Annotated in this window: 13 protein-coding genes; 4 read left to right on the top strand and 9 right to left on the bottom strand. The window is 50.4% G+C overall.

The window, feature by feature from the left end:
- Positions 1-366 precede the first annotated feature (366 nt).
- Complete coding sequence (locus AB1656_13155; GenBank protein ID MEW6236328.1) at positions 367-1,407, top strand: oligopeptide/dipeptide ABC transporter ATP-binding protein; 1,041 nt, start codon at positions 367-369, stop codon at positions 1,405-1,407.
- A 3-nt stretch (positions 1,408-1,410) separates the two neighbouring features.
- Entirely contained in the window at positions 1,411-2,919 is a 1,509-nt protein-coding gene (locus tag AB1656_13150; protein MEW6236327.1) for a glycosyltransferase family 39 protein, read from the top strand.
- 63 nt (positions 2,920-2,982) lie between these two features.
- On the opposite strand, the gene AB1656_13145 is transcribed toward AB1656_13150, so the two are convergent.
- Positions 2,983-6,918, bottom strand: a complete 3,936-nt coding sequence (locus tag AB1656_13145; protein MEW6236326.1) for a leucine-rich repeat protein — start codon at positions 6,916-6,918, stop codon at positions 2,983-2,985.
- Between the two features lie 258 nt (positions 6,919-7,176).
- Between AB1656_13145 and AB1656_13140 the strand changes: the two genes are divergently transcribed.
- Entirely contained in the window at positions 7,177-8,517 is a 1,341-nt protein-coding gene (locus tag AB1656_13140) for a Gfo/Idh/MocA family oxidoreductase (GenBank protein ID MEW6236325.1), read from the top strand.
- Between the two features lie 103 nt (positions 8,518-8,620).
- On the opposite strand, the gene tpx is transcribed toward AB1656_13140, so the two are convergent.
- The 8 genes from tpx to AB1656_13100 form a co-directional block, all read right to left on the bottom strand.
- Positions 8,621-9,130 (bottom strand): thiol peroxidase, encoded by a 510-nt coding sequence (tpx, locus tag AB1656_13135; GenBank protein ID MEW6236324.1) that lies wholly within the window; start codon positions 9,128-9,130, stop codon positions 8,621-8,623.
- A 73-nt stretch (positions 9,131-9,203) separates the two neighbouring features.
- On the bottom strand, positions 9,204-9,545 hold the full coding sequence (locus tag AB1656_13130; protein MEW6236323.1) for an STAS domain-containing protein: 342 nt from the start codon (positions 9,543-9,545) through the stop codon (positions 9,204-9,206).
- 160 nt (positions 9,546-9,705) lie between these two features.
- On the bottom strand, positions 9,706-9,891 hold the full coding sequence (locus AB1656_13125; GenBank protein ID MEW6236322.1) for a hypothetical protein: 186 nt from the start codon (positions 9,889-9,891) through the stop codon (positions 9,706-9,708).
- 89 nt (positions 9,892-9,980) lie between these two features.
- Positions 9,981-10,208 carry a hypothetical protein gene (locus tag AB1656_13120; protein MEW6236321.1) on the bottom strand — a complete coding sequence of 76 codons (228 nt, stop codon included), beginning with the start codon at positions 10,206-10,208 and terminating at the stop codon, positions 9,981-9,983.
- Positions 10,209-10,306: 98 nt separating this feature from the next.
- Positions 10,307-10,570: a type II toxin-antitoxin system mRNA interferase toxin, RelE/StbE family gene (locus AB1656_13115; GenBank protein ID MEW6236320.1), complete on the bottom strand. Its 264-nt coding sequence runs from the start codon at positions 10,568-10,570 to the stop codon at positions 10,307-10,309.
- On the bottom strand, positions 10,570-10,809 hold the full coding sequence (locus tag AB1656_13110; protein ID MEW6236319.1) for a hypothetical protein: 240 nt from the start codon (positions 10,807-10,809) through the stop codon (positions 10,570-10,572). The genes AB1656_13115 and AB1656_13110 overlap by 1 nt, the downstream gene beginning before the upstream one ends.
- 103 nt (positions 10,810-10,912) lie before the next feature.
- Entirely contained in the window at positions 10,913-11,176 is a 264-nt protein-coding gene (locus tag AB1656_13105; GenBank protein MEW6236318.1) for a type II toxin-antitoxin system mRNA interferase toxin, RelE/StbE family, read from the bottom strand.
- The gene (locus tag AB1656_13100; protein MEW6236317.1) at positions 11,177-11,419 is read right to left on the bottom strand and encodes a hypothetical protein; all 243 of its coding nucleotides are present in this window, start codon (positions 11,417-11,419) and stop codon (positions 11,177-11,179) included.
- Positions 11,420-11,619: 200 nt separating this feature from the next.
- Here AB1656_13100 and AB1656_13095 point away from each other — a divergent pair, with 200 nt between their 5' ends.
- On the top strand, positions 11,620-13,530 hold the full coding sequence (locus AB1656_13095; protein ID MEW6236316.1) for a hypothetical protein: 1,911 nt from the start codon (positions 11,620-11,622) through the stop codon (positions 13,528-13,530).
- Positions 13,531-13,667 lie beyond the last annotated feature (137 nt).

The following is a 13,667-nucleotide window of genomic DNA, read 5'->3' as shown; positions in this document are numbered from 1 at the left end:
GAATCGCATTCGACGATCGCGCGCTCTCGCATCGGCATTACGAACTCATGTTACACAACCTGGGAGTGCGGACGTCCCGTCCGCAAGTTGGAGTAACCGTTCCTGAGCGGCGCTTGGGTTTTATTTCTGTTGCGTTTTTGAATCGCGAAAACACGAAAAGGCTCGAATTCTACGAAATTTTTGAATTAGGGATATCACAGATTCTTTTTGATTCCACAAAGAAATCCTTTTCGCGGCACGATCCCTCGCGCCAACTGTTTTATATTTTTTTTCGCGTCTTTCTTTTTCTTTCGTGTTTTCGTGATTCAATACGATATGAAAACAATCCCAACCTACTTTTCATCGTGCGTAATATGAGTGAATAAGATGGAACCGCAACCGCTGCTGAGGGTTGACAACCTCGTCAAATATTTCCCCGTCCGGCAAGGCTTGTTCGGACGCGCCCGCGAATTCGTGAAAGCAGTGGACGGCGTCTCCTTCTCCTTGCAGCCGGGAGAAACGCTGGGACTGGCGGGTGAAAGCGGCTGCGGTAAAACCACCGTGGGGCGGTTGATTCTGCGCCTGTTGGAGGCGGACGGCGGCGACGTTCGTTTTAAAGATTCCCCCAACCTCTTGACGCTTTCGCCACAAGAAATGCGTCCATACCGCAAATGGATGCAAATCGTATTTCAGGATCCTTATTCTTCTCTCAATCCACGCCTCACGGCGGGCGGCGCGTTGAACGAACCGTTGAAACTTTTTCGCATCCGCCAAAGCCGCGGCGAGCGCCGCGAGCGATGCGCGGAGTTGTTGCGATCGGTGGGGCTGAACGAGGAACATCTTTCCCGTTACCCCCACGAATTCTCCGGGGGACAGCGGCAGCGGATCGGCATCGCCCGCGCCTTGGCCGTAGAGCCGGAATTGATTGTCGCCGACGAAGCCGTATCCGCCCTGGACGTTTCCATTCAAGCCCAGATTCTCAATCTTCTGCTGGAATTGCGCGACCGGTTTGGATTGAGTTTTCTTTTCATCGCCCACGATCTATCCATCGTGCGCCATATCAGCGACCGCGCAGCGATTATGTATCTGGGAAAAATCGTAGAACTGGCGGCGACCAAGGCGATTTTCTCCCAACCCAAGCATCCTTACACTCTGGCGCTCCTCGATGCGATCCCCCATCCTGCGCCGGGTAAGAAGAAACGGATTCTGCTCGAGGGCGACGTCCCCAATCCCATTCAACCTCCGCCGGGCTGCCCTTTTCATACGCGCTGCCGCTTCCGCTTCGAACCCTGTTCCGAAATCGCGCCGCAAATGCAGTCGCTTGGCGGCGGAATTGTCGCCTGTCATCTGTATAACCGGGAATTCAACGCCGCTATTCCCGAAACCATTCTCGATTATCCGCCCTCATCGCGGGGCGCCGGGATTTGAATCATGCGTTATACCTCCACGGATGCCGTCAAACGCCATGCGCCTTTCTTAATGATCTTCCTGGCGGGTTTGCTATTGCGCGTCTGGACTATCGGCTATGGAACCAATGTGGATGAGGGCGATTACCTGATGCAGGGGCGCGAAATGACGCATGGTTATTGGCCCTACCGCGACGTGCATTTGAACAAACCGCCACTAGTAAGTTTTCTGGCCTATCCTTTCTTTCTAGTTTTTAATATTCCCATCATCCCTGCGCGGATATTCATGATCGCCGTCAGCGCCTCCGCTCTCGCCGCACTCTATGGATTAGGACGCCTTTGCGGCGAGGAGCGCGGGGGTCTTTTGGCGGCGGGATTTTTTGCCTTCGATCCCTTCGCCGCCGTATGGGCGAAATATCTGCACGTCTCCACGCTGGCGCCGGTCTTATCGCTTTGGGCGTTGGTTTGCTTTTTATGGGGGATGAAATCGCAACGGCGGATCGGCTTGATGTTATCGGGCGTGTTTGCAGCGCTATGCCTATTGAATAAACAAACCGGCGTCATTGTTCTGCCCGCGTTATTCTTCGCTTTTCTTCTTTTCGAAAATAGGCGTTGGCGGGATTGGCAATGGTTTCTGCTCGGATTCTTCCCCTTGCCTCTATTGCTTATTTTCTATTTGGCGTTGTTAAACGCATTCGAGCCTTTTTTCTATGACATCTACTATTCCAATTTCGCCATGGCCGATTTCTTCAACCAATCCGCCGCTGCGCGCTGGGGCGAGTTTCTCGCCGTAGAGTATTGGAATCCTATCGCCTGGTATGGAATCGCGGCGGGCTTAGTCATTATGGCGTTGAAGCGGCGGCGATATTTGATTTGGCTAATCGTATGGTTCAGTTTGGAATTCGGCGTCAACATTTTCGCCTTGAGCCACATCTGGCAGCATTACGTCCTCGCCATCATGCCATCCGCCTTCGCGTTGAGCGGTTTGGGTCTCGCCGCTCTCTTGGATTGGGCGCCGCTGCGACGCCGCCTCTCCGAACCTGCCAACCGCTGGCTGCCCGCTGTGATGGCGTTAATCCTTACCGCCCCTTTCTGGATGCGCGCCGATTGGCGTTATCCTAATATGACTTTAGAGGACGAACGCGGATTCGCCGCCCAGATCGCGCGCCATTGTCCATCGCCCTACTTGCTGTGCTTCGCCAATGCGGCGTATTTCATGCTGACGGATAAGGAAGTCCCTCCTTCAATCCGCCATGGAAGAAAAGTGCGCATCCCTCCCTTTATGAATACGGCGGGAAGAAAATATCTTTCGCTGGAGGATATGAAAAAAACCGTGGAATTATGGCGCACGCTGCCAATGGATTATTGCGTTATGTACGATAAATACGCCCGGCAGATTTTTATCGATCAAGACCCCCATCTGGAACCGGTAAGGCAATTTTTGGAAAACGATTTCGAACGCGCGCCGAATCTGTCGAAAAACCTTCGAACGTATTACGCCCATATGATTTGTTTTGCGAGGAAAAGAAACTAAGGCTCAACTCCCAAAGGAATTGAGCCTTAGCAGTCTTTGTTTGATTGGAAAAGCCAAAAAATATTACTGTTGAATGAACAATACGGGTCCGGCTGCATGAAACGGTCCGTAGTGCCTGTTTGGATCTATAATAGCGTATAATAGAAATTTATACGAATTGCCAAACTGCGGGCCGGAGCGGAATGCAGGAAGGATGGAGTAATCCGTGGTCTTTTTCCAGACTAAAACCGTATCCGTACTTGGCGCTCTGCCCATATAGGCAAAGTTCCCAGCATTATTCGTTTGTACATAGATATGGAAAGACGTGATATTTGCAGGATCGAAATCGCCGCCGTCATGATGCCAACGAAAAACGAGTTCGCGGGCATCTGGCGCATCGTAATCTATACTATTGCTCAAATCGGCGAACGAATCCAAGTTGTCCGTTACAATGAACATGGGCGCGAGTTTTACCATCCTGCTTGAATAAGGTCCCAAAGCAGTTTTTCCACTCCGCAAAGCAAAAATTCGGAAAATGTACGAGCCAGACTCCGGACCAGAGCGGAAAGCCGGCGCAATAGAAATATTGCCTTTTTTCCATTCAAGCGCGGTAGATGAACTGCTCCTAAAACCAAGGAATTTTCCTTGACTATCCGTTGCGTCCGTCGCAACATAAATGTGATAGCTGCTTACTTGTTCGTTGGAGTTATATTCCCAGCTTATTATCAACTGGCGGTTTTCCAACGTATCGTAATCCGTTGCGCCGCTAATATCTATTATAGAAGAAAGATTATCATAGATGCGTATGGCGATAGGCTGCGACTGAACAATGACAGTCAGCCTTTCGGCTTTCGTCCATCCGCTTACTTTTCCGGCGGCGTTGATTCCACGAACGTAGAAATCGTATTCGCCTTCGTCTTCCGGCTTTAGGTTGAACCATTTTTCGCCGGTCGCTTCGGCGATAATGCCGCTGAATTTTAAAATGTACTTATCGACAGGCATAAATGCCGCGATGACGTAGCCTGTATTTGCTTCGTTCGTCGTCCATGCGATTTTGATTTGCACGAAGTCGATTTGTTCCGCCGTCACCTTCGCGGGGGGGACGGGATCGGGGATCAAGGTCGGCTGCGTTGTCGGCGTATTCGTTGGCGTACTCGTCGGCGGAATCAGCGTGGCTGTGGGAGGAACGGGGGTTATTGTTGGCAGCGGCTTAGGCGTATTCGTAGCGGTTAGGGCGGGAGTATTTGTCGCGGCAGGCGCAGGCGTCGCGGTTGGCGGCGCCGTCACTTCATAGGAAATAACCAGCGTAGAATATGTTTTGCCGTCGCTGGCGTAGGCGTACAATTCGAACTGAAAGCGGCCCAGTTCGCTGGAGTCCGCCCTAAGGATCATGATGGATTGATTGCCTATCGTTGTCAGCGAACTGTCCAATACCGGGGCCGTTGCGGGAACCACTATATTCGCCGCCTGCGCTTCATACTTGTTTACGCATTTCACTTGCATTGACAAACAACTGTTTTGACATACGCACGCTAAGTTTTGGCTGCAAGAAGACAATTCTAAGGATGGCGGGACGGTTTCCATGACGCACCAGTTGACTATATACGCATCGCTGGCTTTGTTGCCGTCATATACTTGAATGTTCAATGTATATTGTCCAAGTTGCGATGTCGATAAAAGCAACGATATTCGCGCCTGATGGTTGTAAACGAAGTATTTTACTTCTACGGCGTTTACGTCGCCGGAGATCGTCCAGTTTTGCGGCACCGTCATTTGTTCCGGCGAATAGGGTCCATCCGCGTCGTCTACGACCATGCCCAGCTTAATGTATTCGTTTCGCTTAAAAGTGAAATAGGCGGGGTTGGCGTGCGCATCGGCGGGGAAATAGAAGGAAATCCGCGGCGGTTTGTTGGCGCTGTCCGGAGTGACGGTCGGCGTCGCCGTCGGCAACGGCGTATGAGTCGCCGTCGGCGTGCAGGTCGGCGTCGCCGTCGGTGTGAGCGTCGCTGTCGGCGTGTTCGTAGACGTAGCCGTCGGTTCCGGCGTATAGGTGTCCGTCGGCGTATAGGTCGGCGTGAATGTTGGCGTCGCCGTCGGCGTGAGCGTTGGCGTGGCGGTCGGTTCCGGCGTGTTCGTAACGGTAGCCGTCGGCGATGGAGTGAAGGTAGGGGTTGGCGAAGCCGTCGGAGTGAACGTCGGCGCGGTTTTAAATTCAACGCTTACCGAGCCTAGCAGGCTGTTGCCTTGCGGATCCCGCGCCAGCAATTGGATAAATACGTTCCCTGGCTGGTCTTGCGCATAAGTTACCAAATACACTCCATCCGCTTGCTTCACGATGGTTGCACCGGGTGGAAGATTGTAATTTTCCACCGTCAGCGACGATGCGGGATCGTCCGGATCGCTGAAAATAAACCGAACGGTAAACGGCAAGCTAACAAACGTCTCTTTCCATGCGTAGTTGCCGGTTATGGAGCTGCCGTCGGCAAACGTCATCGTCAAAACCGGCGCGGCGGTAATCGTGAAGTTGGCTCCGACAAACGTCAAAATGTAACGGTCGCTGCGCAAGGCCAGCGTTCCTTGACGGATGGCGTAGACTCCGCCCGTTTCGCCGGGATCGCGGGCCAGAGCGCCGGAGAACGTATCGGCGCCGAGCAGCGATCCGCTGGTTATGCGGTAGTTAAGATGGGGATCGCTGGCGCCCATGTTTTTGCTTTGGGCTTCTGCCGTTACCGTAATCGAACGCTTGGTGATGTTGGCGGTCAGTGACGGTTGCGTCAGCGCATAGTTGCTCGCCGCCGCACCGCTTAACGAATAGCCAGTCGTCGTAATGCCAATGCCGTCTCCGATTTCCGCCGAGGCGAACATGAAGACAGGCGTTCCGGCGAGCGTTACGTCATCTGCCCCGTCGACGCCCGAGAGAGAGGCGGTTCCCGACGCCGTCGCCGCGGTAGTTCCATCATATTCTTTATTGGCGCCCGTTAGTCCGGCGACCGTCAGCATGGGCGTAAAGACGGATGTTGGGTACGTTTTCCAAGGATTCGTCCAGCCAGTTTTTCCCGCCCGGTAGTAGATGGTAAAACCCGAGGCGGCGTCGGAAAAAACGAGGCTTCCAAAAGATGATGGAGCATTCCCATAAAAATTCGCTGTGGTCAAACTGCTGCAATATCTAAAGGCATAAGGTTGAATGGTTGTTACGCTGCTGGGGATTGAAACGCTGGTCAAACCCGCGCAGCTATTAAACGCGTAAGCGCTAATACTGGCAACGCTATTTGGGATCGTTACGCTGGTCAAACCGCTGCATCCCTGAAACGCAGATTGTCCTATGCTGGTTACGCTAGAGGGAATCTCATAAGTTCCTGTTTTGCTTGCAGGATAGGACACCAGAGTCGTTTTTGTTTTGTTGAAGAGAACGCTATCTTGGCTGGAATAATTAGGATTATTCTCATCCACAGTGAGACTGGTCAAACTCGCACATTCAAAAAATACTTTATTTCCTAAAGTAGTAACGCTAGCGGGGATCGTTACGCTGGTCAATCCGCTGCCTCTAAACGCATAAGTTCCAATGCTGGTTACGCTATTGGGGATCGTTACGCTGGTCAATCCGCTGCATCCATTAAACACAGATTGTCCAATGCTGGTTACGCTATTGGGAATTACGACGCTAGTTAAACTACTGCAATTTTGAAATGTATAGTGATCAATGCTAGTCACGCTGTTGGGGATCGCGACGCTGGTCAAGCCGCTGCATCCTTCAAACGCATAATCCCCAATGCTGGTAACGCTATTGGGGATCGCGACGCTGGTGATAGCGCTCTTGTTTTGAAACGCATTGGCTCCAATAGTGGTTACAGGATTGCCGGCAATCGTATCGGGGATAACCACAGCGCCGCCCGCGCCGGTATATCCCGTGATGGTAATCGCCGTGCCGGAGTCCGTGTAGGTGAAATCGCCGAACGTATCGGAATAGGAGGGTAGGGAAGAAATTAAAAGGAGGAAAAAACAAAATGCTAATTTGCGCATTATTTTAACTCCTTTCATTTTTATTTAATCATTTTTTTAGGTAAAATCTAGAGCAAAAAAATAATAAATTTCAGTTCCTGTTCAGCGTGAATTGGAATTTAGGATCGCCTGAGTCAGCAAGAATAAAATAATTAAAGACGTTGTTGGACTCTTCTCTTCAACAAGCGGCTTGTTTGGCTTAGGAATTTATGAAAAGATGAAAATATCGATTTCATCCAAAACAGAAAGCAAGCGGTTCGCGCCGCTGGGAGCAGATCGATGAAAAAACAAGCATCCGTAAATCGAAGAAGATTTATCGAAACGGCGGGCAAAGGCGCGGCGGCGTTGGCGGGCTTCTATGCCGGAGCGCCGGCGGTTCTCGCCGCCAAATCGCCGAACGATCTCATCGGCGTCGGCCATATCGGCCTGGGCGTTCGCGGCGGAACGTTGATTACGGAAGTGGCGGGACGGCAAATGGGCGGCGGCGTCCAAGGAACCAAGGTCGTCGCCGTTTGCGACGTTTATAAGCCGCACATGCAAAAAGGCGTCGAACGCAGCCTGAATCCCGAAGTAAAAACGTATGAAGATCATCAAGACCTGCTTGCCGATCCTCGCGTCGACGCCGTCGTCATCGCCACTCCCGACCATTGGCATTCCCCCATGCTGATCGACGCCGCCAAGGCGAAAAAAGACGTTTACATCGAGAAAGGCTGGACGCGCACGATCGAGGAAGCCAAGGCCATGCGCGCCGCCGTCAAAGAGAATAACATCATCATGCAACTCGGCCACCAAAGCCGCGCCCAGACGGCGGGCGCGCAAGCGGCCCAGTTGATCGAAGAAGGCGTCATCGGCCCCGTCAGTTTAGTGCGCACTGGCCGCTTCGAAAATAATCCGTTGGGGAAGAATATCTGGCGTTGGTATGGCTGGTACGATTACTACGAACGCCCCGATCCCAAAGAAGTCATTAAAGAGTTGGATTGGGATCGTTGGCTGGGACCGGCGCCGAAAGAGCCCTTCAACATGGAACATTTCTGGCATTGGCGCTGTTATTGGAATTATGGAACCGGCGTGGCGGGCGATTTGCTCTCCCATGAAGTCGATTTCGTGCAATGGGTTTTGAAACTAGGCATCCCCGACGCCTGCGTCTGTTCGGGCTTCAACGCCATGCTGCATGACGGACGCGAAGTGCCCGATACCTGGAACACGATCTATACCTACGAGAAGAAAAACTGCACCGTAACCTTCGATTGCAGTATGAACACCGCCATCGTCCAACCGCCGGAATTCCGGGGCAAGGAGGCGATGCTGCGCTTCGATTCCATCGCCCAATCCGTGGAGAATTTCGAAGTAACCGCCGATCCCAAAACTTCGAAATATGCCGCCAAGATCGAATCGGGCGAAGTCAAAACGGACAAGCCTTTTTTGAGATACGATCCCTCCAAAACGCCGCAACTTCCCAACCATATGGAAGATTTCTTTAATGGCGTCCGCAGCCGCAAGAAAACTAAATGCAACGAGGACGAAGCCTTCATCGAAGCGGCGACGCTGGTGATGTCCGTAACATCCCTCAAGGAAAAGCGCCAAACGCGCTGGGATGCGGAGAAAGAGGAGATTATTTAGCCCTTCAGCGGAACTCGCTCGATTCGCCATACGCCATGGCAAAGAAAAACAGCCGGAGCGGGGATGCGTTCCGGCTGTTTCGACGTTATAAATCCCTTCCGTATTACGCCCCTGCTTCTTTCGCCGCCGCAATGGCTTTTTCGTAGTTCGGATGTTCCGTCACTTCCTGTACGATCTCCTGATAAGCGATTTTCCCCTCTTTATCGATTACGAAAACCGCCCGCGCAATAAGTCCCAATTCGTCGATTAGCAGTCCAAAAGCGTTGGCGAACGAATGATCTTTGTAATCCGATAGACAAGCGACATTGTTTACGGAGAAGGAACTGCAAAATCGCTTTTGGGCGAAAGGCAGGTCCATACTAATGGTTAATACTTTCGTGTTCAGTTTGGCCGCTTCTTCGTTGAAGCGCTTGGTTTGCAATTCGCAGACGGGCGTATCCAGCGAAGGAACGGCGGAAATCATCGTCACGTTCCCAAGAAAATCGGATAGTTTCACCGGCTGCAAGCCGTTATCCAAAACGGTGAAATCGGGAGCTTTATCTCCCGTTTTCAACTCCGGCCCCGCCAACGTCATAGGATTGCCTTTGAACGTAATTACGCCTGTTCGTTTCATAATTATCTCCTCAATTTTTTTTCGATAAAAAAAGACGTTGTCCATTCATCACTCATTATTCATCATTCATCGTTTATATTTCCGCGAGGGCTTCCAAAGCCTCGTCTTTATTGGCGTATGATTTAAGGCGTTGGTAATAGGGCGTCGTTTTCAATACTTTCGCCACAGTGTCCGATACGCCGCTAAGTACGACCGTCCCCGTGGCCATCAAGTTTTGGATGGGCGCTGCGATCATTTGCAGATTGGAATAGTTAATTTTTTCCACCCGGCGGAAATTGAGAATGAACTTCGCTTTTTTTTCCAGCAGGATTTCTTCCAGGAAAAACTTCAAATCCCGCGCTCCGTCCATATCCAAAATCCCGCGCATGGAAATCTCAATTACGTCGCCATGTTCATTTTTCGTAATTTGAAACATCGTATTTCTCCAGGTTCCTTATCAAGATCTCTCCGTACGTTGACAAAAAACGGACGAATTCATCGCACTCAACCGTTGCGCCGCAAAAACGCCTCATATAGTACGAAAAAAAATACGATTAGTCAAAAGAATTTCGCTAAATCATCGAGGGAGGAGGGATTTACTCGTAAACCTGGTTATGGGTTCCAACAGCAAGAAAACGAACCCGTTCGTAGTTGTTGATTTCAATAAAAACGAGACGTAAATCTCCCCCGGCGGAAATGGCTCGTCTTCCCTTTTGTTTGCCGTGCAGAGCATGGTTTCCGAGTTGGTGATCGAAGGGATTGTTTTTGAATATCCGTAACATTTCACCTATGCGCTTTTTTTGGTTGGAGGATAAATTCTTCAAACCTTTTCTAAAATTCCGGTGAAAAATAACCGTCATTGCATGCCTTCTTAAGTTAAACCAAGAGACTTAATCGCTTCTTCCATCGAAGCGAATTCTTCTACGTTAATCCCTCTTTCGGCTTCATCTTGAAGCCGGTCGAGCAAGGCGATATCTTCCGGAGAGTAATTTTCCTCTAGAAATTCTTCTTCGCTTTCGTTCAGGTACTCGGCGACTTTTTGCCGTTCTTCGGGGGGCAGTTCCTGGATGATGGCGATAACCTCTTCAGCGGTTTTCATCGGCGCGTCCTCCATGTTTAGGCGATGCGTTCATACTTCATTATAATACTTGAAACAGGGAACACGACATAAGAACCATAGCAGGAAAAGAAAGTTTTTTACTCATAAATTTGGTTGTGGGTTCCAACGCGAACGAAGACGACTTTCCGATAATCGTCTTCTTCTTCGAAAATCAATCGCAAATCCCCGCCTGCGGAAATTGAGCGTTCGCCTTTTAGACAGCCATGCAAGGAATGATTCTTGAGTTGGGGATCGTAAGGATTACGGCGGAAAAGATCAAGGGTTTCTTTGACGCGTTGCCTTTGTTTAGGATTAAGTTTTGCGAACGCTTTCTCGAAATTTCTATGAAGTTCGATCCGCATCATTCGGGTTGTATACTGTCAAGGTGAGATAAAAGTTCTTCCGTCGTATAAAAAGGTCCGATTACATTAATCCCCTGTTTGGCTTCTTCCAAATCGTGTTCGATTTTGGCCATGTCTTCCGGCGAGTAATTTTCCTCCAGAAATTCTTCTTCGCTTTCATACAGATACTCAGCGACTTTTCGCCGCTCTTCAGGGGGCAGTTCTTGAAGGATTTCGATTACTTCTTCGGCGGTTTTCATATACGTATTCTCCATATTAGGAAGTAACATACGCCATCCATTATAATAGGAAAAACCCGAAAAATTTCAAACGCATCGAGTATTTTTCTCCAGGTTAAGGGATTTACTTGTAAACCTGGCTGTGGGTTCCAACGCGAACGAAGATGACTCTGCGATAATCGTCTTCTTCTTCAAAAATCAATCGCAAATCTCCGCCAGCGGAAATGGCGCGTTTTCCTTGCTCTTTACCGTGAAGAGCATGGTTAAAAAGCGCTGGATCATGCGGATCCCGCCGAAAAAGAGCAATCGCGTCATCAACTTTTTCTTGTTGTTTTAGGGTTAGTTTCAAAAAGGCTTTGAGAAACTTTTTGTGATAAAAAATTTCCATCTATGCGTTTCTCATTAGTTTTCGCAGGTACTCGTTCGCCTCTTCGCCTGTAAAGGGGCCTACTACATTTTCTCCCCGCTTGGCTTCTTCCAAATCATGTTCGATGTCCGCCATATCTTCCGGAGAATAATGAGTGATTGGAAAAACATTCTCTTTTGCGGCTTCAACGTACTCCACGACTTTTTGCCATTCTTCCGGAGGAAGTTCTTTAAATTCCAGAATGATTTCTTCGGCGGTTTTCATTGGCGGTTTCTCCCTATTCGAGCGATGCATCCACATTCCATTATTATACCTCAAAAGGAAATTTGGAGATCGAATTTTAGACGATCTATCAAATGTTCCGATAAAGAACTATAGAAGACGTTCGAATCCATGAATTGAAAACGTTTTTTTTAAAAAAAATCGTCTATAGTTCATCATTATAAAATACTGGGAGTTCGATCGTGAATCGATTTTATCCTCGTTTATTTCTGCTACTCGTCGTTTTGCCCATTCCCTATTCGTTCGCCTATGAGAATGCGAGTCCGGCCTCGCCTATTTTGATTCAACCGCAGAAAACCAAACTAGCCGAGTTATTCGCGGCCATGCTGGATCGGGATGTTGCGGCGGCTTTGAAGAATGTCGAGGATGGCGCCGACGGGATGACCGAAGGAAAAACAAACGCCGTCAAGGATGAAAAATCGTTCTCCGAATTGTTAGAACCAAAAGGATTAGAGGAATCCAAATCAATTGCGTCGGATGTTCTACGGTGGACGGCCGACTTGGCGGGGACGCTGGGTTGCGCCTATTCGCTGCCGGATTCGAAATATTACCGCGACGCGCAGTTGATTCCATTGATCGAAACCATCTTCGAAGGATTCGAGGCGCGGCAAACGCCAATGGGGGGACTTTTGGCGCCTCCGAACCAAGACGGAGGGCGTATAGAGAATTATGAAATCGCCGAGTGTTACGAATCGCTGCTTTCGGCGTTGGCTATGACGGAAACAGGGCTGGAAGCGAAGAAACGAAAGACATACCGGTCGATGCTGGAAAAAGGGCTGCAATTTCTGCTGGATCATCAAGAGCGGTCGGTTTCCTATCGGGGGATGATAGGGTGTGGAACCTTGGCGTTGGGATACGCCTATACGGGCGATCGAAAGTACTTGGAGGCAGCGAAAAATGCTTGGGCGTGGCTTGAATCCGCGCTAGGCGAGGAAGGCGAACCCGCTGCGCTTTACGATATGAATCTGGACGACGCCGCCGATTTTTTGCAGAGTTTGTTTCTGTATCGGTTGATGAGCGGCGACGCAAAGACGGACGAGAAACTTATTACAGGCCTGCGCTGGTATGCGCGGTTGTTTTCGCCGCGGGGCGTTCCGCTGGCGGAAATTGGAAGGGATCCGTTGGGAGCGGATGGAGCCTTGACGGCTGGAATGCTGGGGGCGCTGAGCTTTTACTCCGCGAGAGAACCGGAATTGGCGCAAATCGCCTCGCGCTGGCTGGAAGCGCTGATGGAGCGCCCCAGCGGTTTCACGATGCGCCGTGGCGGCGGATATTTTCTGCGCGGGGCGCTATACCTTCGACGCCAGGAGACGCTGAAAGCGATTCCATATGCTCCCTACGCACAGCTGGTACGCGGCGAACGCAGTTTGCGTTATCTCGTTGGGAAGAATTACCAAACCGCCGTCAACTTGATCGGGAAATCGCCGTGGAACGGAATGCAGGCTTGGTCGTACAAGGGGCAGCCGCCCTTGATCTACCCTTCCCTATCGGCGCAATCGCGGGCGCGAGGATTCGGCTACGATTCGCATGTGATGGATAGCGCGCTTTCCGCGCCGGGACCCTGCAAAATCACGCCGGTTACGGAAGGTATTGACGTTCTGATAACGCCGCAGGGCGATTTGGTTACAGGATACGTCTTCTCGCAAGACGCTACGATTATCGTTTATTATCAGAAAGCGGACCGGGCGTCGCTGGAACTGTCGATGCAGCTGCCCATTTGCGCGAAAGCCAATGGCCGGCAGGGTAACTTAATTACTTTTCAAGACTCAGAGGCTCGCATTCTACTGCCGCAGGAATCATCTTCTGCGATCGAGAGTTCGGGGGATGATCTTCTGCTGCGGTCGCCATTCAGCGGCGAGCATTTTTGGATCACATTCGCCGGCCCGGAAACGCGCTCCTTCGTCCGTCCTGTTGGGTACGGCCTTGCGCTCGTTCATCTCCTCGACGGCGGAAAAACCATGAATATCTTGTTGAATTTATCAAAAGAAGCCTTCTCGACGGAAGCGACATTTCCCGGAACATCCATACCCATCCCGGATATGGAGCCTTTCGGCGCTGCCATAGTAGAAAAGCAAGGAGGGAAGGACGAATAAGACTATAACGGCGGAATTCGTTCTTATCATTGGCATCTCGGCGAATTCCTTTTAAAATGGAAAAAAACAGGAATGATTATCCTTATTCTAAAATTTCATTTAGGGTAATATAATATATGTACTATTTTTAGATCGAT

Source organism: Candidatus Omnitrophota bacterium (assembly GCA_040755155.1).
Taxonomy (GTDB): domain Bacteria; phylum Hinthialibacterota; class Hinthialibacteria; order Hinthialibacterales; family Hinthialibacteraceae; genus JBFMBP01.
This window is presented reverse-complemented; position numbering and strand designations above follow the sequence as displayed.